Below are 23,291 nucleotides of genomic sequence, written 5' to 3'. Positions count from 1 at the left end.
TTTATATGCCGACAGCGGATTGTTACGAAGCGACCGATAGTCAGTTAACCAAGACCTTACCGGGACAGTTCGGACACATACTTGACCAGCTTCTCCGCCATCTCCGCGTTGGCCGTGTTCACGGGCGCAAAGTGATTGGAATCACACAGCGCGTCATACCGCGATTGCACGCCGGCAGCCGTTGCGCGCTTCACGTAATCGCGAACGGAGGGAAAACGGTCACTCTGATTGGTGATGAATACTTGCGGGACTTTTACCAGCGGCATTTGCGCCGGGGAGACTTCCTGTAAACGCTTCTGTAGCGCCTCACCTTGAATATTGCCTAATACCTTGGCCTGAACATCGCCGCGTGGCAGGGTCGAATACCAGGCCAGATCGACCACACCATCAAGCACGACCACGCCGGAGACTTTCAACGGGTTTGCGGCATACAGTTCAGACTCCGGCTTCAACAGGCTTCTACCGGCCAGCCAAAGCGCGTAATGCCCCCCGATGAATGACCGATGGTGACCGTTTTCTTCAAATCCAACGGATAAGTCTTTGCCAGCTCCTGCAACTTGTCCGCCGCGCTAGCGACCGTTTTGAAAGAATTCGGCCATTCGCCATAACTGCCCACACGGCTGTATTCGATGTTCCACGTCGCGAAGCCAGCCTTGGTCAGCAGATCCGCGACCGGCGCCATGTAATCGAGACTGACATCAGCGCTCCAGCGCCCACCGTGAACGACCACTACAACCGGAAACGGCCCTTTGCCTTTGGGTAAACGCAGGTCGCCAAAGTTATCCAGGCCTTTGCCATAATATTCACGGTGCACATCGCTCATGACCGCGGGCGCGCGTTTTACCGTTTCCTGAAACAGTGACCATTCATCTTGAGGCGCCGACAGCGGCAGTGGTTTTTGGCAGACAACGTTGTTCTCTGCGGCCTGCAGACCGAAGGCCACAGAGGCCAGCAATACCGACACTGCAATTTTGTTTTTCATTGGGAACCTTACCTTGTGTTGAAAGTTGACAGCCAGGTTGTTCTGAGTCGGTTTCGCAGAGCATCGTTGGAACAGGCCAAAGCGCTCAGCGAGCAAAAAAGAACAGACACAACCAGACAAAAATCGCTCGCGGATTCAGTCTCGAGCGGCGTCCAGCCTCAGCCATCGCGTGATCCACTGCACCATGGGTCCGCTGCCTGCCGCCAGGTCGTCGAGGATGTTGAAATGGTCTGAGTCCAGCGCGAGCAGCTCGGCCGGTGCACCGTGCTCAATGCAAGCGCAGGCATAGTCAGTCGTCTGGCGGCGGAATTCGTCTGTCTCGCGCAGCCCGTAGGCCAGCATCAGGGGCGGCAGCCGCGCCGGAATGTGCAATATCGGGCTCAGCGACTCGACCGATTGCCAGGTGAAATCAATCGTCGAGGCCAGGAAGGTATGCGGCAGCGGACGCAAGTCAAACACCCCGCTGACAGCGATGGCGCTTCGGTAGGGTTGGGCCGGCAGGCCATAGTCACCCACCCAATCGGTCGCCAGCAGCTCCGCCACTCCGTGGGCACCTGCCGAATGCCCGACCACCACGATGCGCTCAAGATCAATCCCGAACCGTTCGGCGTTGCGCCACAGGAAGCTGAAGGCCGAGCGATGCTGGCGCACGATCTCGGCAATGGTGACTTTCGGCGCCAGGGTGTAGTTCTCGACCACCGTCACCACACCCAGTGCGGCCAAGCCCCTCGCCACGAAGCTCCACTCCTTGCTGGTGGTCGCCCGCCAGTAACCGCCATGGACGAAGAACACTGCCGGACGCAAGGTTTCGGGGGTTGCCTGTTGGGGAAAAAACACGTCGAAGGTTTCGTCCAGAGTCGGGCCATAAGGCACATCCAGCCTGTTGGGCAGTTGGGCGCGTGCGATCTGGCTTTGCTCGATAAACTGTTGAACATAACCATCGAAGTCTTTCACCGAGGCCTCGATGTCGTACTGCTCGTCAAGCTGCGCCGTCGTGGTAAAACGTTGATAGATCGGGGTTTTCATACAGGCATGCTCCGGGGATTCTTGGGGGACAGCGCCATGGGCAATCGTTCGGCAAGAGGTCAGAACGGAAAAACCAGCTTCAGCCAATAGGCGTCGCCTTCGGCACGATTGCGCACCGCGCGCTCCTGCTGCCACTTTGCGGTCACGAACCAACCCTGCTGACTGCTGTATTTGATCGATGGGCCGATTGCGAATGCGCGGCCTTTATTGTCTTCGACCCGCTCACCGCGGACATCGTCGTCGGTGGTCTGCCGGTACACGTAGCCGCCCACACCGAGCACCCAGCCATTGCGCAAGCCCCAGCCGATGGCATAGTCGGCATGCAACTCCTGGCCGGAGCGGTAATCCGTGTCGTGGTTGCGCAGGTTGAAGTCGTACATCGTCTTGATGTCGATGTTCAGCCCGTTCGGATCGACGTAGCTGAAGGCCGCCACCGGTTGCACGGTCCAGTAATTACGGCCGATATTAACCAGATCGTCGCGATCAAAACGTCCCGTGGGGGCGAAGAAATCGATGCCATAGGCGGCATGCATTTTTTCACTGTAGTGGTAGCCCAGGCCGGGACCGAATGTGATGTCGCCCAGCTCGCGCTTGCGCTGACTCGCGCCATCGAGCGAGACCTTCAGCTGGACCAGTGGCGCGATGGCATGGAACGCGAGACTGCCGCCCAACACCTTCTGCTCGGTGACCCACACGACGCGCGGTGCGATGACATCGGCCCGCAGGCGGAAGTCCACTGGCAGCTGCCGCCCGTCATTGCCGCGCAAACGATCGGCGCGGTAGTGCTGGGCATAGACGGTGCCATAAAGACCCGGTGGCGGCATGGCGCCGGACAAGTAGTTCTCGGCACCCATAGGGTACATGGAGCCGCCACCTTCGGTGGCGAGGGTCAGCGCGGCCGGCGCGGTCAGCGAGCAGCCCAACAACAGCCGCGCGGTGACGAGAGATGGGCTTACCGCACTCTTGTTATTGTTCATCGTGTCTACCCATTGATTGGCGGAAAGAACCAGGCAGGCGCTGACCTTTCACAAGCGCAGCCGCCCCCGGTCAGGCCCGAATCACCTGCGGGCCCTGGTCCAACAACTTGCTGATAAGCCCCTCAGGTCTTCTTGAGCATGTCGAGGGCGACGTCGACGATCATGTCTTCCTGGCCGCCGATCATCCGGCGTTTGCCCAGCTCGACGAGGATGTCGAAAGCCGACAAGCCGTATTTGCTGGCGGCCGCTTCGGCGTGGCGCAGGAAGCTTGAATAAACCCCGGCATAACCCAGCGCGAGCGTTTCGCGGTCGACCCGCACCACTCGCTCCTGCAACGGGCGGACGATGTCTTCGGCGGCATCGATCAGCTTTTTCACGTCACAGCCGTGGTTCAGGTCCATGCGCTCGGCCGCGGCGATGAATACTTCCAGCGGGGCGTTACCGGCCCCGGCGCCCATACCGGTGAGGCTGGCATCGATGCGATCACAGCCGTTTTCCAGGGCAATCAAGCTGTTGGCCACGCCGAGGCTGAGGTTGTGATGGGCATGCATGCCGGTCTCGGTAGCCGGGTCGAGCACGTCCTTGAGGGCTTTGAAGCGCTCGGCAATGTCCCACATGTTCATCGCCCCGCCCGAGTCCACCACGTAGATGCACTGCGCGCCGTAGCTTTCCATCAGCTTGCCTTGCGCGGCAAGCCCGGCGGGGGTTTGCATGTGGCTCATCATCAGGAAACCGACGGTGTCCATACCCAACGAACGGGCGTATTCGATGTGCTGGCGGGACACGTCGGCTTCGGTACAGTGGGTGGCCACGCGCACGATGCGCGCGCCAGCGTCGTAGGCAGCCTTGAGATCGTGCACGGTGCCGATCCCCGGCAGCAACAGGGTGGCAATGCGGGCACGCTTGACCACCGCCGCCGCCGACTCGATCCACTCAAGATCGGTGTGTGCGCCAAAGCCGTAGTTGAAGCTCGAACCCTGCAAGCCATCGCCGTGCGCAACTTCAATGCTGTCGACGCCGGCGTCGTCCAGCGCCTGGGCAATCGTTGCTACCTGTTCGAGGCTGTAGCGGTGACGCACGGCATGCATACCGTCGCGCAGGGTGACATCGGAAACGTGGACTCTTCGGTTCTTGTCGATCATTTTTCCACCCCTTCAGCGACGAGTTGCGCTTGGGCAATACGTTCGGCGACGGTCAACGCCGCGCTGGTCATGATGTCGAGGTTGCCAGCGAACGCCGGCAGGTAATGCCCCGCCCCTTCCACTTCGAGGAACACCGCGACCTTGATGCCGGTGCTCCAGCCCAGGCCGGGGATGTTTTGCCGGTTGTCATCGCCGAAGTGCTCGAACTGCACCTGTTGTTTGAGTCGATAACCCGGCACATAACGACGCACTTCAGCGACGCGCGCCTCGACGGCGGCGGCGATTGCCTGGGTGTCGGCATCCGGCGGCACGAAGCAGTAAATGGTGTCGCGCATGATCAGCGGCGGTTCGGCCGGGTTGAGGACGATGATCGCTTTGCCACGGGCGGCTCCGCCCACTTCGACGATGGCGCGAGAGGTGGTCTCGGTGAACTCGTCGATATTGGCGCGGGTGCCGGGGCCGGCGGATTTGCTGGAAATCGCCGCGACGATTTCGGCGTAATACACCGGGGCCACGCTCGCCACTGCATGCACGATCGGAATGGTCGCCTGACCGCCGCAGGTGACCATGTTCAGGTTCGGCGCCTCGGCATGCTCGGCGAAGTTCACCACCGGAATCACGAAAGGCCCAAGCGCGGCCGGGGTCAGGTCGATGACGCGCACACCATGGTCGCGCAGTCTGGCGTCATGCACCTTGTGCGCACCTGCCGAAGTGGCGTCAAAAGCGATACGGATTTTCTTGAAATCGGGCAGCGCGAGCAGTCCGTCGATACCCTCTGCGGTAGTGGGTACGCCAAGACGTTCGGCTCGCGCCAGACCGTCGGAGCTCGGGTCGATGCCGACCATCGCAGCCACTTCGAGCAAGTCGGAATTGCGCAGGATCTTGATCATCAGATCGGTGCCGATGTTGCCCGAGCCAATGATTGCCACGGGAATGCGAGCAGATGACATCTGTTCTTCTCCTGTCGAGTGAAGGCCACCGCCTCGGCTGCGGCCCGCATTCGATGAGTGGGTTTAGCGCAATGGCTTATAGGCCACGGCCTTGATTTCGATGACCAGATGCGGGTGGGGCAACTGGTGCACGGCTACGGTGGTGCGCGTCGGGCCGTCGGCGTCGAAGAACTGCGCGTAGACCTGGTTGTACTGAGCAAAATCGTTCATGTTGACCAGATAGCTGCAGACCTCGACCACGTCTTCGAGGTCGGCATCGACACTGCGCAGAATGTCGCGAATGTTGTTCAGCACCTCGCGGGTCTGCACCTCAATGCACGGACGCACGCGCCCAGTGGCATCCGGCTCGGCACCGGCGATGCTGTTATCGGGACGCCGCGAGCTGGTGCCGGAAACGAACAGAAAGTCACCGGCGCGTTTGACGTGCGGAAAGGCGCCCAACGGGGTGGCTTTGCCCTCGACCACGCGGGCACGGGTTTGCGCTTTGTCGCTCATGGCATTACTCCTCGCGCAGCGTCTGGAACGCCACGCTGCCCAGATGCTGGAATTCACAACGCACCGCGACGCCCGGACGCAACGCCACGGCGGCCGTCGCTGCCCCGGCCAGTACCAGACTGCCGGGCTCCAGCGCTTCGCCGTGCTGCGCAGCCAGGCGCGCCGCCGCCACCAACGCACGCACCGGAGCGCCGAGGATCGCCGCCGTGCTGCCCATCTCCACCTCGCGGCCGTCGAAGCTCATCACCAGCCCGAGGTTGTCGAGATCAATGTCGGGCCGCTGCCAGCCACCGACCACGAAGCCGGAAGAAGAAGCGTTGTCGGCGACCACGTCAGGCAGCGAAAACTTGAAATCGCGGTAGCGCGAGTCGATCACCTCCAGCGCCGGCGCGACGGCTTCGACTGCTGCCAATGCCTGCAACGGTGTCACCTGCCCTTGCAAGCGCTTGCCGAGCAGAAAGCACACCTCCGGCTCGACACGCGGGTGCACATACCGCGACAAATCGATGCTGCCGCCCTCCTCGATCCACATGTCCGAGGTCAAGCGCCCCCAGATCAGATCGGAAACACCCATCTGAGCCATTTTCGCGCGGCTGGTGAAGCCCATTTTCATGCCGACCTGACGCGCGCCACGGGCAAGGCGTTGTTCGATCAACTGGCGTTGCACCTGATAGGCCTCGTCCAGCGTGACGGTGTCTTCACCGCTGAGTTGCAGGGTCGCCTGAGCGAGCCGGGCCGCCTCATCGAGGCGCTGGGCAATACGTTGGATTTTCATGCGGATCACCTCAATTGGCGGGTTCGAAACAGGCCCGGACGCTGCCCAGACCCTGAATGCGTGCCTCGAAAACATCACCGGGCCCGACACTGACCATCGGTCCCAGGGCACCGCTGAGCACCACGTCGCCGGCACGCAGTGGCGTGCCCATGTCGACCAGCGTGCGCGCCAGCCACAACGCGGCATTCAAGGGGTGACCCAGGCATGCCGCACCGACGCCAAAAGATACGGGCTCACCCTGGCGCTCCATGACCATGCCGGCCAGACGCAAATCCAGATCGGCAAGTTTCACCGGCCGCTGGCCGAGCACGTACAGGCCGGCCGAGGCGTTGTCGGCGATGGTGTCGAGAATGCTGATGTTCCAGTTGGCGATGCGGCTACCGACCACTTCAATGGCTGGCAATGCATACGCGGTGGCCGCGAGCAAATCGCTCAGCACGATATTTTCGCGGTCCAGATCGCGCTCCAGCACCAGCGCCACTTCCGCCTCGCACTTGGCCTGCATCAGGCGCGGCCAGGCGATCGACTCGCCGTCGGTAACCTCCATGCTGTCGTACAAGGTGCCGAAGTCCGGTTGATCCACGCCCAACTGCTGCTGCACCGCATGCGAGGTGAGGCCGATCTTGCGCCCGGTGATACGCCGCCCGGCGTGCACCTGGCGCTGGGTGTTGAGTTGCTGCACCCGGTAAGCGTCGGCAATCGAGGCCAACTGGTCACGCACCGGCTGCACTGGTTCGCCGCTTGTGGCCGCTTGGTCGAGCAGATCGGCGACCCGTTGAAGTTGTTCGCTCATTGCTCACTCTCCTGGTCAATACGTACGCAGACGTTGGTCAGTTCCGAATAAAAGTTCAGCGAGTGCATGCCGCCCTCACGGCCAATGCCCGACAATCCAGCGCCACCGAACGGCGTACGCAGATCGCGCAAAAACCAGGTATTGACCCAACTGATGCCCACGCGCATGGCCTCGCTGACGCGGTGCGCGCGGCTCAGGTTGGTGGTCCAGATGGTGGCGGCGAGGCCGTAGCGGGTGTCGTTGGCGCGGGCGATGACTTCACGCTCGCTGTCGAACGGCGACACGTGGCAGATCGGCCCGAAGATTTCTTCGCGCACCGATCGCGCATCGTCGGACAGCCCGGCAATGACGGTCGGCTCGACCCAGGCGCCGTTATCGCGTGGGTCACCAAAGCGCGGCACGCCACCACCAGCGATGAAGGTCGCCCCCTCCTGACGCGCCAGTTCGAAATAACTCAGCACTTTGTCGCGATGCTTGGCCGAAATCAGTGGCCCCATCTGGGTGGCGGGATCGTGCGGCCAGTCGATTTTCATCGCCTTGATGCGCTCGGCAATCGCCGTGCAGAAACGCTCGAAAATCGGCCGTTCGACATAGACCCGCTCAGAGCACAGGCACACCTGACCGCTGTTGAGAAACAGCGCGCGCATCATGCCGTCGATCATTTTCTCGAACTCGCAGTCGGCGAAAATGATCGCCGCGTTCTTGCCGCCCAGCTCGAACGACACCGGCTTAACCCCTTCCGCGGCAGCACGCATGATGGTGGTGCCCGTGCGTGATTCGCCGGTGAAGGTGATGGCGCTGATATCCGGATGCCGGGAAATGAACTCGCCGGCCGAGTCCGGGCCGAAGCCGTGCACCAGGTTGAACACGCCATCCGGCACACCGGCGGCTTGCATCACTTCGGCGAGCAGTGTCGCGGTGCCGGGGGTGTCTTCGGAGGGTTTGACCACCACCGCGTTGCCGCATGCCAGGGCCGGCGCGACCTTCCAGGTCAGCAACAGCAACGGCAGGTTCCATGGGGAAATCACCCCGACCACGCCGAGTGGCTTACGGGCGGCATAGTTGAGCGCGTAGGCACCGTCTGGCAGGTCCAGGCGGTGGCTGTCCAGCGGCGCGGTGGCGAGGATATCAGCGAAGGTACGGAAATTGGCGATGCCGCGTGGTACGTCGATCACCGAGGCCATCGCCAGCGGCTTGCCGGTGTCGGCCATTTCAGCGGCGAGAAAATCGGCCTGGCGACGCTCCATTTCGTCGGCGATCCGGCGCAGGACGTCGACACGTTCAGCGGCGCTGGTGCGGCCCCAGGCGCCAGCAACGGCGCGATGACCAGCCTTGACCGCCTCGTCCACCAGCTCGCGGCCAGCCTCATGGACCACGGCGACGACGGAGCCGTCGACCGGACTGATGTCCTCGAAGGTGCGCGGGCTCTCTACCCAGCGACCATTGACAAAATTTCGATAGTTTTTCATGACTGACCTCAATGACACGGCTGACGGCGAGCCTGCAGCCGGCTCGCGAATTCGCAAAGGCCCGGCCCGACAAATCGCGGGCACAGGCATGCACGGCTTGCGCTGCACCGGCAACGCAAACGGTCTACGGAAAAAGATTGATGCGGCGCGCTTCAGCAGCGGTTTCGAGCGAGATCGCGCACCTGCTCGTTCAACCCCTCAGGGGATGAGCTCCACGACAGCGGCGCCGCTGCCATACAACGCGCCGTAGTGATGCACTGTGGCGCCCCGGAAACGCCCGCCGAGCGCGCCGAGCAACCAGTGGAAATGCTTGAAACCCATGTCCACCCGCGCCTCGGCGGCGTAGGCCGGCAGCACTTCGCGCAGCGCATCGACATCGCCCGCCTCGATCAGCGCCAGGACCTTGCGGTTCCAGGCATCTTCTTCGGCGTGGACGATGCGGTCGTCCTGCGTTTCGATGGGTTTGGTAAACAGGCTCCCGGACAAACCACCGATACCCACCACCGCCACGCGCTTGCCTTGTTCGGCAGCGCAGGCCACAGCAATTGCGGCCAGCTTCTCGGTCGCTTCGGCGTTGTCGTAGAGGTTGTTCGACGCCACCACCAGCGGCAGCTCTTGGCTGCCGACACCGAGCGCGGTGCTGGCGACGATGGTCCCGGTGTCGATCGGAAAGCCTTGATAATCGGCACCACGGGCATTCACGCCTTGGGCCCGGCAGGCCTCGATGCAGGCGTTGGCCAGGTTCACATCGCTATACAAGTCATAGGCCAGCTCACCGAATTCGTGCCAGTTTTCGTCGACATGAATGTCTTCGCTGCGCCGCCGCGTCAGCCAGATCTCATCGAGCACGGCAAACCATTGCGTGGAATAGACAAGCACCACGTCGGGCCGAGAGGCACGCAAGGCGGCGCCGGCCTGTCGCATGGCCTGCTGGAAGCGCTGCCAATTGGGCACATCGGGGCAAAGTTGCGGCAGCGGGCTACCGTGGACCAGAAAAGCCGATACAAGCGTCATGGTTGTTCACCTTGAAAAGAGGTCTGCGAGTCGCGAGGTTCAGGCGGCTTCCGCTACGGCACGGGCGAGGCCGGCCTTGAGCAGATTCCATTCCATCACCGCGTTGCCGGTGCCGATCACCGTGCCGTAGCCGTGCAGTTCCGCCGCCAGTTGCGGGTACTGCATGGCCGCGTGCATCCAGGTGAACGCACCGGACTTCACTTCGGCGAACGCCTCGTCGATGAACTGCGGCAGCAGACGAAAGACTTCATGCATTTCCCCGCGCCGCATCAGCTCGATCATGCGCATGTCCCACTGATAGCCCAGTTGGCTCTGCGGATGCTCCTGAGTCATGTCTTCAGGCGGCTCCGGTTCTTGATGAAAGTGCCAATGCGACAGGGTGTTGGAAGCCAGCAGCACCGCGCGCTTGCCCGATTTGGCGATCGCTTCGCGGGTGGCCTTGCCCAACAGATCCATCTCCACCTGGCCCTCTTCCATGCTCAGGTAATAAGGCGTGTTGTTGGCCGAGATCGACACCACCGGTATGTCCCACTGCGGACGGATCATATGCAGTGCGGTGATGGTGCCGTAGTCGACACGAAAACGCGGATTGCGCATCATCTTGGTCTGCAGCCCTGCCCTGCGGCCTTCTTCACAGCAGGCCTCGGCCAGTTCTACGTCGAATTTTATCGAGTAGTCGAAGCGAAACAGGTTGGGAAAGATCGGGTCGACCGAGCGCCCGGCCAGGTGCTCGACACCGATGAAGTGATGCCCCACGGAGGTGATCCAGTGCGGCGAGTGCACCAGCAATACATCCGGCTTCAACGCCTCGACACTGGCGCGCGCCCGCTCATAGGCCCAGCGCAATTGTTCCCAGCCGCCCTGGGAGCGCGGTTCGTTCTGGGGTGGGTTTTCCGCATACAAAATGTGAGGAGGATGAGGGGCCAGAAACCCGCTGATAATTTCACCGTTTGCCATGTCGCTTCTCCTGTTCTTTTTGTGTTGCATCAAGGCAGTGAAGAATCAATCGCGAACTGGAATTCCATTTCAACCAACGCCCCCAGCGGCAACGCCGCAACCCCTAGCGAAGTCCGCGCCGGTGGGGTGCGCCCTTCGAAGAAGGCTTGCCAATGCTGATTGAGCACGCCGAACTGGCTGAAGTCAGCGCAATAGATCCGCACCAACATCAATTGCTCCAGTCCGATCGTCAGCTCCTTGCACATTTCGCTGAGGTTGATCAGGATCTGCTGCACCTCTGCGGCCATACCGCCGTCTACCAGGCCGCCGTGCGCCGGGTCGAGACCGATTAGTCCCGAGACGTAAACGAAGCCGCCGGCCCGCACCACAGGGCTATAGGCAAAATGCGGCGCAGGCAAGGCGCGGCTGACCAGAGGAGTCCATGTAACAGCCGTTGTCGGGGTCGCTGACCAAGTCATTTTTTATTCTCATTAAGTACGTATACGTCCTTTACGAGACCGATGCTATGACTGGCCATCGGAGCTGTCAACGACTTTTTAAAACGGTTTTCATAAAAAATCAGCACGTGCACGGCTCTTATTTTCAGGCTTGTATCGTCATAACGGAACGCCAATACTTAACTGGCTGATTTGCCTGACAAATAGTACGTGCACGTACTTATTACCGATCCCCAAGGATCGCCACCGCAAGGAATGACCGGACGTCCAATGCCATCCACACGCACGCCAGAGCCCGCAAAGCTTTCTTCCCATAGCCAGACACTTGTCGACCAGTTTCACCTGGAAGACATCGTTTCCCACCTGCTGCGGCGGGCGCACTTCGTCGCGGAAGAACTGTTCAATGCGGAGTTTTCCGGCGAATCGATCACCCCGCGACAGAAAGCAGCGCTGATCGTGGTATCGCAACACCCCGGCCTGACCCAGAACGCACTCGCCGCTCACCTGTTCATGGATCGCAACACGGTCGCCGAAATGGTCAAACGCCTGTGTGCCACCGGCATGCTGATCCGCACCAGCGCCAAAACCGACCAACGCGCCTATCAGCTGTACCTCGGCACTGAAGGCGCAGAGCTACTGGATCGCGTGCTGCCGCGTGATGCAGATGTGGAAAGGAAACTGCTGGAACGCCTGCCGGAGGAGTACCGGCCGCTGTTTTTGAAGTGCCTGAAGATGATGGTTGCGCCGGTGGATGAGGGGTAGCCGGGACTGCGGTGGTCGCTTTCGGTGATCTACCGACTCGGAAAAACGAGCCATATGAAATGGAAGTCATCTGATGTTTGAACGTAACAAACTGGTCCCGGAACTGATGGTCACCCACTTGAATAGCAGCTTGGCGTTCTGGGTTGACTGCCTTGGTTTCAACATCGCCTATCAACGCCGCGAAGATGGGTTTGCCTACCTCGATTTAAACGGTGCCCAAGTCATGCTTGAGCAAGTCGACCCGGACGCCGGGCAGTGGCTGACTGCACCGCTGAGCAAGCCGTTCGGGAGAGGGATCAACCTGCAGATAGATGTCGACGCTGTCACGCTCGTCATGGAACGTCTTGCTCGGGCTGGATTTCCGCTCTTTCGAGAATGCCAAGACACTTGGTACAGGGCGGCAAATATGGAAGCCGGCCAGCGCGAATTTATCGTTCAGGATCCCGACGGTTATCTCGTCAGGCTGGTGGAACGGCTGGGTGAGCGGCCGGTTGGGGAATTTTGATTGGGCAAATTTTTGCGCTCTATTTACAATCCTGGAAGGCCAATATAGAGAGATGGATCTGTAGGGCCCAGTTTGGCCTCATCGTCCACACTCATCTCAATGTGAATGAAGGGTTGTCCCTGGATTCTTCTCTTCGCGAAACAGGATTGATCATGCAACAAAGCACAAAGGCGATTTGCTGACCCAGACGAAAAAGGCGCCAGATCGGCGCCTTAACACTATCAAGCGATTTTGATCACGACCTTTCCAAATGCTCCCCTCGCAAGATGCTCATAAGCCTTCCGTGCGTCCTCGAACGGATATACCTGATCAATAACGGGACGGATCTTGTGCTCGTTGAGAAACGCGTTCATCCGGTCAAAGGATGAACGCGGCGCCACGGCGATTCCGCGAATGGTCGTCTGGCGGAAAATCAGTGGCATCAGATTGAGTTCAACGGTTTGCCCTGTCAAAAAGCCGATCTGCGCAATACGCCCCGATGCCTTGGTTGCTGCGACCGATTGATTGATGCCGCTGCCACCGGCCACATCCAGTAGCAGATCCACGCCCTTGCCGTCGGTTAGCTTCAGCACCTCGTCCGCCCAATTCGGAGTCGTTCTGTAGTTGATTCCTGCCACAGCCCCGAGCGCCTTCACGGCTTGCAGGTTTTGGTCGCTACTAGACGTTGCGATTACCTTCGCGCCAAGCGCAGTAGCGATCTGCAAGGCAAATATTGATACACCCCCGGTGCCTTGAACCAATACGGTCTGGCCCGACTGGATTTGTCCGAAGTCGACCAGCGAATACCAGGCCGTGAGCGCAGCAATCGGAAGTGTTGCCGCCTCTATGTCACTCATGTTGCCCGGGGCACCGACGCCGCTATCCTCATGAATGATCATGTATTCGGCCATACCGCCAGGCAACGGCGAACCGAAGCAGTAATCGGGTTCGTTCGGCCCTGGCTCGCCATCCAGCCAACGCGAGTAAAGATGCGAGTTGACGCGATCACCGACCTTGAAGCGCGTGACGTTGTCGCCAATGGCTACCACCGTGCCGGCTGCATCGCTCACGGGAATCAGCGGTTTGGGCACCAAGTGCGGTTCATAAATGCCGTCGACGATAGCCTTGTCGCGAAAGTTGAGCGAAACAGCACCGACCTTCACCAATAATTCGCCAGCCTTGGGTTACGGGGTCGTCACCTCCTCCAACTGCAGATTGTCGAGTCCGAAATCTTTCAATAACCACGCTTTCATTGCGAATCTCCCAATACATATCAATGGTGATGAGCCAAGCCGGTTCAGCCTTGGGTGGATTCTTCGCCTTTGACGATCCGCAATAAATGCATGGATAAAGACATGATTGTTCCATTCTTGTGTGCAGCGCCTGAGTATCTGCACGAGCATGGCGAACCCAAGACGCTCGACGAACTGCCCTCCCATCGAGGCGTCAACTTCTTATCCGGTCAGAGCAACAGGACATTGCCCTGGCATTTCTCGATAAAGGGTCAGGATCGAACATTTGTCAGTAGCGCCGGTATCACCGTCACCGAATCGAATGCGTACGTTCAGTGCGGCGTTTCGGGCCTTGGAATCATTCAGGCGCCAAGCTTCGCCGTGGCCGAGCATCTGGACAGTGGCGCCCTGGTGGAAATCCTGAAGCCTTATCGACCAGCGCCTCGCTCTGTGTCGTTGCTGTATCCAAGCCGGACCCATCTGCCGCCCCAGGTTCAAGTCTTTATCGAGTGGCTGCAACAGCGTTTTCCGCATCTTTCTGGCTGGCTGGAATCCTAGGAATTTTTGAAACGGGTCCATCGTGCAAACTCACCGCGTCGTCGCCAGTGCTACCCGTGTGTCTCGTAGGCATGGCCTTTTGCGACTGTTTTGCACGGGATTGCCTCTGTCAGAAAAATTACCGCTCGTCGCCTCAATACAGCGAACAAGCGAAACGCTCGGGAATGCAGTTTTCGATTGGCCTGAATGTTTTACAAATTCACGAGCGCTGTACAGAAATGTTTCAACCTGTTGATCTTTCGAAGATTCACTCGGTCTTTTCGGCATCCGATCCGAAGCCTTGGCACCCGTTCAAAACCTGAGCTTGTCATTACTCACGATTAAATTTGTTTCATTTGATTTCTGAAAAAGGCCGAGTTTTTTACTGGCCAATTGCGAATTCCTACTACCTTCAAATGGGCTTGATCGTGCGCTTTAGGCTTAGCGCATTCCTACTATGAAGGAGCGTAGAAGATGGGCTTGGAAATTCAGTCGACAGTGAAACGTCAATCACGAGGGGAATGGCGGTCGTTGAAACTGGCTGGCGCCGCGTTTTCTCTGGTGGCGGCCATAGGATTGGCTTCGCAAACCTTCGCGGCTGACGGCGAAAAGCCCAAGCCGGCTGCGCAAGCCACCAAGGCGGCGAACAATGCGTTGCTCAATGAGCTGCCGTTCAATGACAAGACCTCGTTCGAACTGGCACACAAAGGCTTTATTGCTCCACTGCCGTCGACCGTCATAAAAGGCAGTTCGGGCAATGTCATTTGGGACCCGGCCAAGTATGCCTTTATCAAGGAAGATGAGGCGGCACCGGACACGACCAACCCCAGCCTGTGGCGTCAGTCGCAACTGATCAATATCTCAGGCTTGTTCGAAGTCACCGATGGCATCTATCAGGTGCGTAACTACGATCTTTCGAACATGACAATCGTTGAGGGAAAGGACGGTATCACCATCTTTGACCCGTTGATTTCCACCGAAACCGCGAAAGCCGCCCTCGATCTTTACTATCAGCACCGGCCGAAAAAACCCGTAGTAGCGGTGATCTACACCCACAGCCATGTCGATCACTACGGTGGCGTGCGTGGGGTGATCAACGAGGATGACGTCAAGGCTGGAAAGGTCAAGGTGTACGCCCCTCTGGGCTTTGTCGAACACGCCGTGGCCGAAAACGTCATGGCCGGCACCGCCATGAGTCGTCGGGCCAGCTACATGTACGGCAACCTTTTACCCCCTTCGGCGACCGGCCAGTTGGGCGCAGGTCTGGGCACCACCACCTCGGCCGGTACCGTGACGCTGATCCCGCCGACCGACATCATCAAGACTACCGGTGAAACCCACGTCATCGACGGGCTGACCTATCAGTTCCTGTATGCGCCCGGCAGTGAAGCACCGGCGGAAATGCTCTATTACATCAAGGAGAAAAAGGCGCTCAACACCGCCGAAGACTCCACCCATACCCTGCACAACACCTACTCGCTGCGCGGCGCGAAGATCCGCGAACCGCTGCCATGGTCCAAGTACCTCAACGAAGCACTGAAACTGTGGGGTGACGATGTTCAGGTTATGTACGCCATGCACCACTGGCCAGTCTGGGGCAACAAGGAAGTGCGTGAGCAATTGTCTTCCCAGCGCGACATGTACCGCTACATCAACGATGAAACCCTGCGCATGATCAACAAGGGTTACACGATGGTGGAGATTGCCGAGCAGTTCAAACTGCCCAAGGAGATTGCCAACAAGTTCTCCAACCGAGGGTATTACGGTTCGGTGAACCACAACGTCAAAGCCACCTATGTGCTGTACCTGGGCTGGTTTACCGGCAACCCGGCCACGTTGAATGAATTGCCGCCGGAGGAAGGCGCCAAACATTACGTGGAAATGATGGGCGGCGAAGATGAGGTACTCAAAAAGGCCAAGGCGTACATGGATAAAGGCGAATTCCGCTGGGTCGCCGAAGTGGTCAACCATGTGGTGTTTGCCAACCCGAGCAACCAGGCAGCGAAAAATCTGCAGGCCGATGCGCTTGAGCAACTGGGTTACCAGGCCGAAAGCGGCCCATGGCGCAATTTCTACCTCACCGGTGCACAGGAACTTCGCGATGGCGTGAGGAAACTGCCTACTCCGGACACGGCCAGTCCCGACACTGTTCGCGCGATGGATCTCGATCTGTTCTTCGATTTCCTGGCCATGCGCCTCAATGGTCCGAAAGCCGATGGCAAGCGTTTGTCGCTCAACTTCGATTTCACGGATCTGAAGCAAAAATACTCGGTGGAAATGGAGAACGGCGTGCTTAACCACACTGAAGGCGTTGAAGGCAAAGACGCTGACGCCAAAGTGACCCTGACCCGCGACACCCTGAACAAAATAGTGCTCAAAGAAACCACGTTGAAGGACGCTTTGGCCAAGGGTGATATCAAGGTCGACGGCACCCAAGGCAAGCTCGAGGAGTTGGTGTCGTACATGGATGACTTCGATTTCTGGTTCAACATCGTCACACCGTAACGACCGAGTCAGTTGATGTCGGTCTGCGGTAACGATTCAAAACGCTGCCGCAGACCCGCGTCACCCGTATTTCGACAATGGAGCGTTCTCATGCGATTCAAGGCACTCGCTTTACCGTTGTGTGCGCTGTCTCTGGCCCTTGCCGGCTGTGCCAGCAAGTACGTGGACCCCGAGCAGTACTCCGGATTTCTCGGCGACTACAGCATCCTGAAAGAGGAGAAATCTCCTTCGGGTGCAGCCGTCATGCGCTGGATTGATCCGAAAGTCGATGTCAGCCAATTCACCAGCGTTTACGTCGAACCCAGTCAGCTCTTTCCCAAGCCGCAGCCTACCGCGAAGATTCCGCAAAAGACCCTCAATGGCATCACCCAGTATTACGATCAAACGTTGAAAAATGCGTTTTCCAGTGCGCTTCCGCTCGCCAGCGGCCCAGGGCCGGGCGTGCTGGTGGTCCGTCCGGCGATCACCGCGGCCAGTGCCAAGACCAAGGGGCTGCGTGCGTATGAAGTGATTCCGATTGCCCTGGTGGCCGCGGGCGTCAGCGCCGCCACCGGCATTCGTGATCAGGACACCAGCCTGGCGACCGAAGCCGCGTTTCTCGATGGAAGTGACAACCGACTGGTCGCCGAAGTAGTGCGCAAGGGCGCCGGCGCTGACCTCGACAACTCCGCGCAGGTGCTGCAGGCCAATGACTTCAAAGCGGTGCTCGATGTCTGGGCGCGAGACATGGTCAAGTCTTATGAACAGTTGAAAAAATAGCGCTGATCACGGCCACCTGACCTTCGCTCGCCGAGACGGGTGGCCGTTCTAACGAAAGGCGTTTGGGTCAAGGTTTCGCAGAGGACGCGTCATGCACACAAGCCGCTACGCTCGCCGGTTTCATGGTTCTTGCCTGGCATTCAGCCTGGGCTTGTTCAGCGGCCATACCTGGGCCGGGGGCATTCTGATTTACGAGGCTGGCCAGGAAGGTAACGGTCTTGCCAATGCGGGGGCGGCGGCATTGGCCACCGATCCCAGCGTGCTCATGAGCAACCCCGCCGGCCTCACGGAGCTGAGTGGCACGCAGATCAGCGCCAATGGGCAGTTGATCCTCGGTGACATGCGGTTCTCCCGGGACAGCAACAACCAGTTCGATGGCAACGAAGGCGGCAACGCCTTGCAGTACTTGCCGGGCGCCAGTTTCTTCGTCAGCCACCAGATCGATGATCGCTCGGCCATCGGCTTTGGCATGTACGGCAACTTCGGCCTGGCGCTGGATTACGATGACGATTGGGCCGGCCGCTACTTCAACCAGGAAGCGGCGATCATTGGTGTGTCGTTCCAGCCGACATTGGCGCACAAGTTCACCGATGATCTGTCCGTTGGCATCGGTCCGCGCATCATGTACGCCTATTACCGCAACGAAACGGCGATCAACAATAACCTGCTCGGACTGCGCGACAGTCCAGATGGTCAGCTTGAATACAAGGACACCGACGTCGGTGCCGGCATCAATCTTGGCCTGCTCTATCGCTTGAGCGAACGCACGCAGATTGGCCTGGCCTACACCAGCAAGATCGATCTGGAATTCAAGGACAGCCCGAGCGTGCGCAAAGTCGATAATCCGATCATCAATGCCGCACTGCGACGTCTGGATGTCGACTCACTGGAACTTGACATGTCGGTGCCGCAAACCGTGCTGCTCAGTGTTGCCCACGACCTTGATCCACAATGGAAACTTCTCGCCAGCCTCGGCTGGCAGGACTGGAGTGAGTTCGGCGAAATCGGCGTGGAGGTCGACGCCAGTGCCACCGACGTCAGTCGAACCGCCAACCGCCAATACAAAGACACCTGGCACGCCTCGATCGGTAGTCAATATCAGGCCACGCCGCGCCTGCGCTGGAGCGTGGGTCTGGGCTATGACAGCTCCGCCGTGGATGACAAGGACCGGACCGTCGATAACCCGATGGGCGAAGCTTGGCGGGTGGCGACCGGGATCAATTACCAGGTCGACGAAGGGCTGGACTTACACGCGGCTTACACACTTGTGTGGCTAGGCGACATGGACGTGGATCAGACCAAGTCGCGTTCGGGCACAACCTTATCAGGCACTTACAAAAACGCCGCGTTGCACATCATCGGTGGGGGTGCGACGTGGCGGTTCTGAGCGCGATTGAAAAATTACGCCTTGAGTGCTTGAACACTGCTTGTCTTGGCAAACCGGATGTCTGATTTGTAAAGGAACGCCGTAATGAACGCGATGATGAGCAAGGTCAAACATGAATTCATGAAGGTGCTTCCGCCCACCGTTTTCTTCTTCGTTATCTTGCATATAGTCGCGTTGATCCGCTCACTCATGATCAAGGGCTCGGGGGTCGATCTTCCGGTTTCAGCCTCGGTGCTGATCGCATCCCTCATACTCGGAAAGTCGGTACTGGTCGCGGATATGCTGCCGTTCATCAACCGTTTCCCCAATAAACCGCTGATCTGGAACGTCATCTGGAAAACGCTCATGTATGCATTAGTGGCGTTGATCGTCCACTATCTGGAACGGCTTTACGACTTCTGGAAAGAAGCGCCAAACCTCATGGAAGCGAACTCGCTGCTCTGGGCCTCGATGAACTGGCCGCGTTTTTGGGCGGTGCAGATATTGCTCATCACGCTGATATTCATGTATTGCGTTATCGCCGAGTTGGCTCGCGTCATCGGAAAGGATCGGCTAAAGGTGATGTTCGTGGGGCCGCTTGCGCCTATACAGCGCTAAATCTCGAACGGCTTACGGCGCATCACTGCTCGACTCCCTCGGCGATGGGTGGACGATTGGGAAGTTACAAGTCGGGATCGAACGAAGAAATCAGGCAAGCTGTCAGGTGGCGAAAAGTTGTCAGCATTGCGAGCGCTTTATGGCATCGGCGAGCTGCGCAGCATCACTGCGTAATTTATCGAATCTTTGGTTCAACTCAACGTGGCCGGGCCTCCAGGAAAACACGCCACCGTCATAGCTCTGCCCGAGAACGAGATCATTGAATGAACCCATGCCTCCATAGGCTGACAACAAGTAGGTAATCCCGGAATAATCAGAGCCGAGCAGACGTGCCTGTGCCTTTCGCATCCACAGACTCCAATGAGTATCTCCATCGTTTTCAAGCAGAGTTGCGAGCTGCTCAAGAACGCTGATCAGTTCCTCGGTTTTCGGTCCCATTCTATTTATCAACCCCGTCCAATAACTTTATGAATTATCTACGAGCCCCGGATCCAGCCGCCGGAACGCTCTGACGCAAATAATAATTATCGAATTCACTGCTTTCGACGAACTGGAAGCCATGGCGGATATAAAAGCGATTCGAAGCGCTTTCTTTGAGAGCACCAACTTTGATGGGGAGCGCAGCCGCATCCGCCACTTTGAAAATCTGAGTGAGAACGACAGAGCCTATACCCGATCCTTGCGCCTACCCCCTCAAAACCAACGCCCCATCCACATACCGCCCACACAAAAAGTCCACAAACGCCCTCACCTTCGGCGCCGCCAATCGCCTCGACGTGTGCAGCACCCACAATTCAGGCTCTACCCCCGATACCACGCCCCACTGCACCAACTCCCCCGCGCCAGTTGCGCCCCGGCAATCGACTGCGGAATCAGCGCCACGCCCGCGCCGGCAATGGCTGCATCGCGAACCATCAATAACGAGGAAAAGCGCATCTTCGCGACCGGCTCCAACTCCAGCACGCCATCATCGAGGCGCCAGCGTGTCGGCTGGAAAGTCGTCGTGACAACGGCTGGCACGGGGCTGATGGTGCCCCGCAACGGTTTCGCCAGATCGGGCGCGGCGACTACCACCAGGCGGTCTTTGACGAAGCAGCGGCCGACCAGGCTGCTGTCGGGTTTGGGGTTGACGCGGATGGCGATGTCGAAGCGTTCTTCGATGAGATCGACCTGGCGATCGTCCGCGATCACTTCGATTTCCACTTCAGGATAGAGCGCGCAGAACTCGGCGCTGAGGCGGCCCATCGCCAGTTGCGAGAACAGCATGGGGGCGGCGATGCGCAGGCGGCCGCGCGGTGTCGCGACGCCTTCGCGGACTGCGGACAGGGCTTCGCTTAGCTCGCTCAGCGGGCCTTCGGCCCGGCCCATCAGCAGCGCGCCGGCCTCGGTGAGTTTGAGGCCGCGGGCGCTGCGTTCGATGAGCCTGACGCCGAGCTGTTCCTCTAGGTCGGCGATGCGTCGCGACAGGGTCGCCTTGGACGTGCCGCTCGCGCGGCTCGCCTTGCCGAGCCCTTCATTGGTGGCGATGAGCATGAAATCGATCAAAGCGTTGAGGTTCATGGTGTTCCACTTTTGAAACGAAGTGTCCGGATATTGGTATCTGCGCTTTATCAGCGCAACACCTTATCTTCTGGTCATCGACAGATTCTTAACGCAGGAGATTGAACATGAGCATTCTGATTATCGGTGCCACGGGCACCATTGGTTCATTGGTTACCGCTGGCCTTGTTGAGGCGGGCGCCGAGGTCCACGCCCTGGTGCGCCAGGCGGGCAAGCGCGAGTTCCCGGCGGGCGTGACGGAAGTGGTTGCCGACCTCACCGACGTGCCGTCGATGCGGGCTGCATTGGCACCGGTGCGTACCCTGTTCCTGCTGAATGCGGTGACGCCCGATGAGGTCACGCAAGCGCTGATCACGCTGAACCTCGCTCGGGAAGCGGGGATCGAGCGCATCGTTTATCTCTCGGTGATTCATGCCGACCGCTTCACCAATGTGCCGCACTTCACCGGCAAATGGGCCGTTGATCGGATGATCGAAAGCCTCGACCTGCCGGCGACCATTCTGCGCCCGGCCTACTTCATGCAGAACGATCTGATGGTGCAGCAAACCATCGAGAACTACGCCCTCTACCCGATGCCCATCGGTTCGGCTGGCGTCGCGATGATCGACGCCCGGGACATCGCCGACGTCGCTGTCGCCGAGTTGCTGCGCCGCGATCAGGCACCTGCGGCGCTGGAGCGTATTGCGCTGGAATTGGTCGGACCACGCCCGCTCACCGGCGAATCGGTAGCGCAGGTGTGGAGTTTGGCACTGGGTCGCCAAATCACTTATGGCGGCGACGATGTCGCCGCGTTCGAGGCGCAACTGGCTACCTACGGCCCCGCGTGGCTGGCGTATGACATGCGCTTGATGATGTCGGGGATTCAGGCATTCGGCATGCGGGCGAGCGAAGGCGCTGAACGCCGACTGGAGTCGATCATCGGCCGCCCGTTGCGCACGTATGAAGATTTCGTGCGGGAGACGGTTGCCGGGGCTTAACCATTAACGACGGGGCAGGTTTGGCACCAGCCTTGCCCCGACGTGAAGCGTCTGTTCACTCGGTGACAAGAGCGATCAACCCCGCCTCGACATAACTGCCGATCAACTCGTCAAACAACCCAATATCTCCCCGACTGCGTGCAATCAATTGCGCACCGGCCACCGCCGCGTAAATCGCCCGGGCACGCGCCTTACAGCGTTCTTCATCCGCCGAACCAGCGCTGACCAACACCTCGGTCAGCCACTCGATATTCGCCTCGGCAAATCGCTTGATCTGCGCTTTGACTTCGTCCGGCAGGTCCTGATATTCGGCGGCCATGAAGCTCGCCAGGCATAACCTGTTGCCGCTTTCCAGCGAGGTGCGAAAGATTGATGGATACAACGTAAGGCAGCGCTGCGCATCGGGATTGGCCTGGCGAATGCCTTCGAGCACTTGCGCCGCGTCCTGCCAATAGCGCTCGGCGACGGCTGCGCCCAGATCGGCCTTGCTCGGGAAGTGGTAGTAGATGCTGGCGTTCTTGATGCCCACCACTTCGCCGATGCTGCGGAAATTGATGCCGCTGTAGCCATGCAGCTGTGCGGCGGTTTTAGCCGCCTCAAGTATCGCTTCGCGCGCGTTCACACTCACTTTAATGTCCTCAATGCGTTCGATCATGGCGTGGAGTGTACGCTCAGAACGATTACCTGCCAATTGGAAGGTAGGGTTGACACCCAGCAAAACTGGCCGCAATCTAAAACCTACCAAATGACAGGCAGGTAACCCGAAATGACTTATTCCAGTGCTGTGATCGACCCTTCTTCGCTGCCGATGATGAAAATTCACGACTGGTACAACGGCCCCTACCCGGCCCGTGTGCGCATTGCGCTGGCAGAAAAATCGCTGCTGTCGCGCATCGAGTTCGTGTCGGTCAACCTGTGGACCGGCGAGCACAAGCAAGCTGAATTCCTGCACCTCAACTACTCCGGCACGCTGCCGTTGCTGGAGCTGCAGGACGGCACACTGATCGCCGAGTGCACGGCGATCACTCAGTACCTCGACAGCCTCGATGACAACCCGACGCTGACCGGTCGCACGCCGGTGGAAAAAGGCCTGATCCACATGATGACCAAACGCGCCGAGATCGAATTTCTCGATGCGGTCAGCGTGTACTTCCACCACGCCACACCAGGCCTTGGGCCTGAGGTCGAGCTGTATCAGAACGCCGAGTGGGGCCTGCGCATGCGCGACAAGGCCGTGCGCGGCATGCACTACTTCGATAACGTTCTGCGCGATCAGCCTTATGTCGCCGGCGAGGATTTTTCCATGGCCGACATTGCCGTGCTGGGCGGGATGATTTTCGCAGCGCTGGTTGAGCTGCCGGTGCCTGACGAATGTGTGGCGTTGAAGGCGTGGCATGCGCGGGTGCAGGAGCGGCCAAGCGTGCAGCAATGGCGGGCAATGGTTGCGCAGGGTGATACGCAACGCTGATAAACC

At 59.3% G+C, this 23,291-nt stretch carries 23 protein-coding genes and 4 pseudogenes; 9 read left to right on the top strand and 18 right to left on the bottom strand.

Translation table 11 applies throughout. The features are described 5' to 3' along the window. Positions 1–56: 56 nt before the first annotated feature. The 13 genes from M0746_RS09500 to M0746_RS09440 all read right to left on the bottom strand — a co-directional run bounded on the left by M0746_RS09500 (position 57) and on the right by M0746_RS09440 (position 11,038). Entirely contained in the window at positions 57–452 is a 396-nt protein-coding gene (locus M0746_RS09500; protein ID WP_258448945.1) for a hypothetical protein, read from the bottom strand. Continuing rightward, the gene (locus tag M0746_RS09495; RefSeq protein WP_258448944.1) at positions 449–982 is read right to left on the bottom strand and encodes an alpha/beta hydrolase; all 534 of its coding nucleotides are present in this window, start codon (positions 980–982) and stop codon (positions 449–451) included. Before M0746_RS09495 ends, M0746_RS09500 begins: the two co-directional genes overlap by 4 nt. A 135-nt stretch (positions 983–1,117) precedes the next feature. Beyond that, entirely contained in the window at positions 1,118–2,008 is an 891-nt protein-coding gene (locus tag M0746_RS09490) for an alpha/beta hydrolase (protein ID WP_258448943.1), read from the bottom strand. A gap of 59 nt (positions 2,009–2,067) precedes the next feature. Further along, entirely contained in the window at positions 2,068–2,985 is a 918-nt protein-coding gene (locus M0746_RS09485; RefSeq protein WP_258448942.1) for a SphA family protein, read from the bottom strand. A 122-nt stretch (positions 2,986–3,107) separates the two neighbouring features. Further along, a complete protein-coding gene (dmpG, locus tag M0746_RS09480; protein ID WP_258448941.1) occupies positions 3,108–4,127 on the bottom strand; it encodes a 4-hydroxy-2-oxovalerate aldolase in 1,020 nt (339 codons plus the stop codon). Beyond that, on the bottom strand, positions 4,124–5,077 hold the full coding sequence (locus tag M0746_RS09475; RefSeq protein ID WP_258448940.1) for an acetaldehyde dehydrogenase (acetylating): 954 nt from the start codon (positions 5,075–5,077) through the stop codon (positions 4,124–4,126). Before M0746_RS09475 ends, dmpG begins: the two co-directional genes overlap by 4 nt. A gap of 63 nt (positions 5,078–5,140) precedes the next feature. Next, positions 5,141–5,572 carry a RidA family protein gene (locus M0746_RS09470; protein WP_258448939.1) on the bottom strand — a complete coding sequence of 144 codons (432 nt, stop codon included), beginning with the start codon at positions 5,570–5,572 and terminating at the stop codon, positions 5,141–5,143. 4 nt (positions 5,573–5,576) lie between these two features. Beyond that, positions 5,577–6,347: a 2-keto-4-pentenoate hydratase gene (locus M0746_RS09465; protein ID WP_258448938.1), complete on the bottom strand. Its 771-nt coding sequence runs from the start codon at positions 6,345–6,347 to the stop codon at positions 5,577–5,579. A gap of 10 nt (positions 6,348–6,357) precedes the next feature. After that, positions 6,358–7,140, bottom strand: coding sequence for a 2-keto-4-pentenoate hydratase (locus M0746_RS09460; protein ID WP_258448937.1), 783 nt, complete (start codon positions 7,138–7,140; stop codon positions 6,358–6,360). Continuing rightward, on the bottom strand, positions 7,137–8,609 hold the full coding sequence (locus M0746_RS09455; protein ID WP_258448936.1) for a 2-hydroxymuconic semialdehyde dehydrogenase: 1,473 nt from the start codon (positions 8,607–8,609) through the stop codon (positions 7,137–7,139). The genes M0746_RS09460 and M0746_RS09455 overlap by 4 nt, the downstream gene beginning before the upstream one ends. A 198-nt stretch (positions 8,610–8,807) precedes the next feature. Continuing rightward, positions 8,808–9,623 (bottom strand): DODA-type extradiol aromatic ring-opening family dioxygenase, encoded by an 816-nt coding sequence (locus M0746_RS09450; RefSeq protein ID WP_258448935.1) that lies wholly within the window; start codon positions 9,621–9,623, stop codon positions 8,808–8,810. 39 nt (positions 9,624–9,662) lie between these two features. After that, on the bottom strand, positions 9,663–10,580 hold the full coding sequence (locus M0746_RS09445; protein ID WP_258448934.1) for a DODA-type extradiol aromatic ring-opening family dioxygenase: 918 nt from the start codon (positions 10,578–10,580) through the stop codon (positions 9,663–9,665). A gap of 29 nt (positions 10,581–10,609) precedes the next feature. Further along, complete coding sequence (locus M0746_RS09440; protein WP_258448933.1) at positions 10,610–11,038, bottom strand: RidA family protein; 429 nt, start codon at positions 11,036–11,038, stop codon at positions 10,610–10,612. A 249-nt stretch (positions 11,039–11,287) separates the two neighbouring features. Here M0746_RS09440 and M0746_RS09435 point away from each other — a divergent pair, with 249 nt between their 5' ends. Both M0746_RS09435 and M0746_RS09430 read left to right on the top strand, forming a co-directional pair. Then, entirely contained in the window at positions 11,288–11,779 is a 492-nt protein-coding gene (locus tag M0746_RS09435; protein ID WP_258448932.1) for a MarR family winged helix-turn-helix transcriptional regulator, read from the top strand. Positions 11,780–11,852: 73 nt separating this feature from the next. Continuing rightward, positions 11,853–12,284, top strand: a complete 432-nt coding sequence (locus tag M0746_RS09430) for a bleomycin resistance protein (protein WP_258448931.1) — start codon at positions 11,853–11,855, stop codon at positions 12,282–12,284. Positions 12,285–12,505: 221 nt separating this feature from the next. Here M0746_RS09430 and M0746_RS09425 read toward each other — a convergent pair. Continuing rightward, positions 12,506–13,516: pseudogene (locus M0746_RS09425) on the bottom strand (zinc-dependent alcohol dehydrogenase family protein). A 120-nt stretch (positions 13,517–13,636) separates the two neighbouring features. Between M0746_RS09425 and M0746_RS09420 the strand changes: the two are divergent. From M0746_RS09420 to M0746_RS09400, 5 genes and pseudogenes are all read left to right on the top strand, one after another. Then, a pseudogene (locus M0746_RS09420) lies at positions 13,637–14,053 on the top strand (LysR substrate-binding domain-containing protein); the annotation flags it as partial. Positions 14,054–14,506: 453 nt separating this feature from the next. Beyond that, the gene (locus M0746_RS09415) at positions 14,507–16,537 is read left to right on the top strand and encodes an alkyl/aryl-sulfatase (RefSeq protein ID WP_258448930.1); all 2,031 of its coding nucleotides are present in this window, start codon (positions 14,507–14,509) and stop codon (positions 16,535–16,537) included. Between the two features lie 90 nt (positions 16,538–16,627). Then, on the top strand, positions 16,628–17,296 hold the full coding sequence (locus M0746_RS09410) for a DUF3313 domain-containing protein (RefSeq protein WP_258448929.1): 669 nt from the start codon (positions 16,628–16,630) through the stop codon (positions 17,294–17,296). Between the two features lie 91 nt (positions 17,297–17,387). Then, positions 17,388–18,683 (top strand): OmpP1/FadL family transporter, encoded by a 1,296-nt coding sequence (locus tag M0746_RS09405; RefSeq protein WP_258448928.1) that lies wholly within the window; start codon positions 17,388–17,390, stop codon positions 18,681–18,683. Between the two features lie 84 nt (positions 18,684–18,767). Continuing rightward, complete coding sequence (locus tag M0746_RS09400) at positions 18,768–19,280, top strand: hypothetical protein (RefSeq protein ID WP_258448927.1); 513 nt, start codon at positions 18,768–18,770, stop codon at positions 19,278–19,280. Positions 19,281–19,400: 120 nt separating this feature from the next. Here the strand turns inward: M0746_RS09400 and M0746_RS09395 are convergent, their stop codons facing one another. The 3 genes and pseudogenes from M0746_RS09395 to M0746_RS09385 all read right to left on the bottom strand — a co-directional run bounded on the left by M0746_RS09395 (position 19,401) and on the right by M0746_RS09385 (position 20,840). Further along, positions 19,401–19,718 (bottom strand): DUF6966 domain-containing protein, encoded by a 318-nt coding sequence (locus M0746_RS09395; RefSeq protein ID WP_258448926.1) that lies wholly within the window; start codon positions 19,716–19,718, stop codon positions 19,401–19,403. 34 nt (positions 19,719–19,752) lie between these two features. Continuing rightward, positions 19,753–19,965 (bottom strand): annotated as a pseudogene (locus M0746_RS09390) (GNAT family N-acetyltransferase); the annotation flags it as partial. After that, positions 19,966–20,840: pseudogene (locus M0746_RS09385) on the bottom strand (LysR family transcriptional regulator). A gap of 107 nt (positions 20,841–20,947) precedes the next feature. Between M0746_RS09385 and M0746_RS09380 the strand changes: the two are divergent. Continuing rightward, the gene (locus M0746_RS09380) at positions 20,948–21,817 is read left to right on the top strand and encodes an NmrA family NAD(P)-binding protein (RefSeq protein WP_258448925.1); all 870 of its coding nucleotides are present in this window, start codon (positions 20,948–20,950) and stop codon (positions 21,815–21,817) included. Positions 21,818–21,872: 55 nt separating this feature from the next. Here M0746_RS09380 and M0746_RS09375 read toward each other — a convergent pair whose 3' ends face one another. Further along, positions 21,873–22,445, bottom strand: a complete 573-nt coding sequence (locus tag M0746_RS09375) for a TetR/AcrR family transcriptional regulator (RefSeq protein ID WP_258448924.1) — start codon at positions 22,443–22,445, stop codon at positions 21,873–21,875. Between the two features lie 183 nt (positions 22,446–22,628). Between M0746_RS09375 and M0746_RS09370 the strand changes: the two genes are divergently transcribed. Next, entirely contained in the window at positions 22,629–23,285 is a 657-nt protein-coding gene (locus tag M0746_RS09370) for a glutathione S-transferase (RefSeq protein WP_258451458.1), read from the top strand. Positions 23,286–23,291 lie beyond the last annotated feature (6 nt).

The sequence above is a fragment of the Pseudomonas sp. S11P7 genome (assembly GCF_023195435.1).
In the GTDB taxonomy this organism is placed as follows: domain Bacteria; phylum Pseudomonadota; class Gammaproteobacteria; order Pseudomonadales; family Pseudomonadaceae; genus Aquipseudomonas; species Aquipseudomonas fluorescens_G.
The sequence above is the reverse complement of the archived record's forward strand: the minus strand, read 5'-3'. Positions and strand labels throughout refer to the sequence as shown.

Coding starts and splice junctions, on each gene's coding strand:
- M0746_RS09495 (WP_258448944.1), bottom strand. CDS start 982: ATGAAAAACAAAATTGCAGTGTCGGTATTGCTGGCCTCTGTGGCCTTC.
- M0746_RS09490 (WP_258448943.1), bottom strand. CDS start 2,008: ATGAAAACCCCGATCTATCAACGTTTTACCACGACGGCGCAGCTTGAC.
- M0746_RS09485 (WP_258448942.1), bottom strand. CDS start 2,985: ATGAACAATAACAAGAGTGCGGTAAGCCCATCTCTCGTCACCGCGCGG.
- dmpG (WP_258448941.1), bottom strand. CDS start 4,127: ATGATCGACAAGAACCGAAGAGTCCACGTTTCCGATGTCACCCTGCGC.
- M0746_RS09475 (WP_258448940.1), bottom strand. CDS start 5,077: ATGTCATCTGCTCGCATTCCCGTGGCAATCATTGGCTCGGGCAACATC.
- M0746_RS09470 (WP_258448939.1), bottom strand. CDS start 5,572: ATGAGCGACAAAGCGCAAACCCGTGCCCGCGTGGTCGAGGGCAAAGCC.
- M0746_RS09465 (WP_258448938.1), bottom strand. CDS start 6,347: ATGAAAATCCAACGTATTGCCCAGCGCCTCGATGAGGCGGCCCGGCTC.
- M0746_RS09460 (WP_258448937.1), bottom strand. CDS start 7,140: ATGAGCGAACAACTTCAACGGGTCGCCGATCTGCTCGACCAAGCGGCC.
- M0746_RS09455 (WP_258448936.1), bottom strand. CDS start 8,609: ATGAAAAACTATCGAAATTTTGTCAATGGTCGCTGGGTAGAGAGCCCG.
- M0746_RS09450 (WP_258448935.1), bottom strand. CDS start 9,623: ATGACGCTTGTATCGGCTTTTCTGGTCCACGGTAGCCCGCTGCCGCAA.
- M0746_RS09445 (WP_258448934.1), bottom strand. CDS start 10,580: ATGGCAAACGGTGAAATTATCAGCGGGTTTCTGGCCCCTCATCCTCCT.
- M0746_RS09440 (WP_258448933.1), bottom strand. CDS start 11,038: ATGACTTGGTCAGCGACCCCGACAACGGCTGTTACATGGACTCCTCTG.
- M0746_RS09435 (WP_258448932.1), top strand. CDS start 11,288: ATGCCATCCACACGCACGCCAGAGCCCGCAAAGCTTTCTTCCCATAGC.
- M0746_RS09430 (WP_258448931.1), top strand. CDS start 11,853: ATGTTTGAACGTAACAAACTGGTCCCGGAACTGATGGTCACCCACTTG.
- M0746_RS09415 (WP_258448930.1), top strand. CDS start 14,507: ATGGGCTTGGAAATTCAGTCGACAGTGAAACGTCAATCACGAGGGGAA.
- M0746_RS09410 (WP_258448929.1), top strand. CDS start 16,628: ATGCGATTCAAGGCACTCGCTTTACCGTTGTGTGCGCTGTCTCTGGCC.
- M0746_RS09405 (WP_258448928.1), top strand. CDS start 17,388: ATGCACACAAGCCGCTACGCTCGCCGGTTTCATGGTTCTTGCCTGGCA.
- M0746_RS09400 (WP_258448927.1), top strand. CDS start 18,768: ATGAACGCGATGATGAGCAAGGTCAAACATGAATTCATGAAGGTGCTT.
- M0746_RS09395 (WP_258448926.1), bottom strand. CDS start 19,718: ATGGGACCGAAAACCGAGGAACTGATCAGCGTTCTTGAGCAGCTCGCA.
- M0746_RS09380 (WP_258448925.1), top strand. CDS start 20,948: ATGAGCATTCTGATTATCGGTGCCACGGGCACCATTGGTTCATTGGTT.
- M0746_RS09370 (WP_258451458.1), top strand. CDS start 22,629: ATGAAAATTCACGACTGGTACAACGGCCCCTACCCGGCCCGTGTGCGC.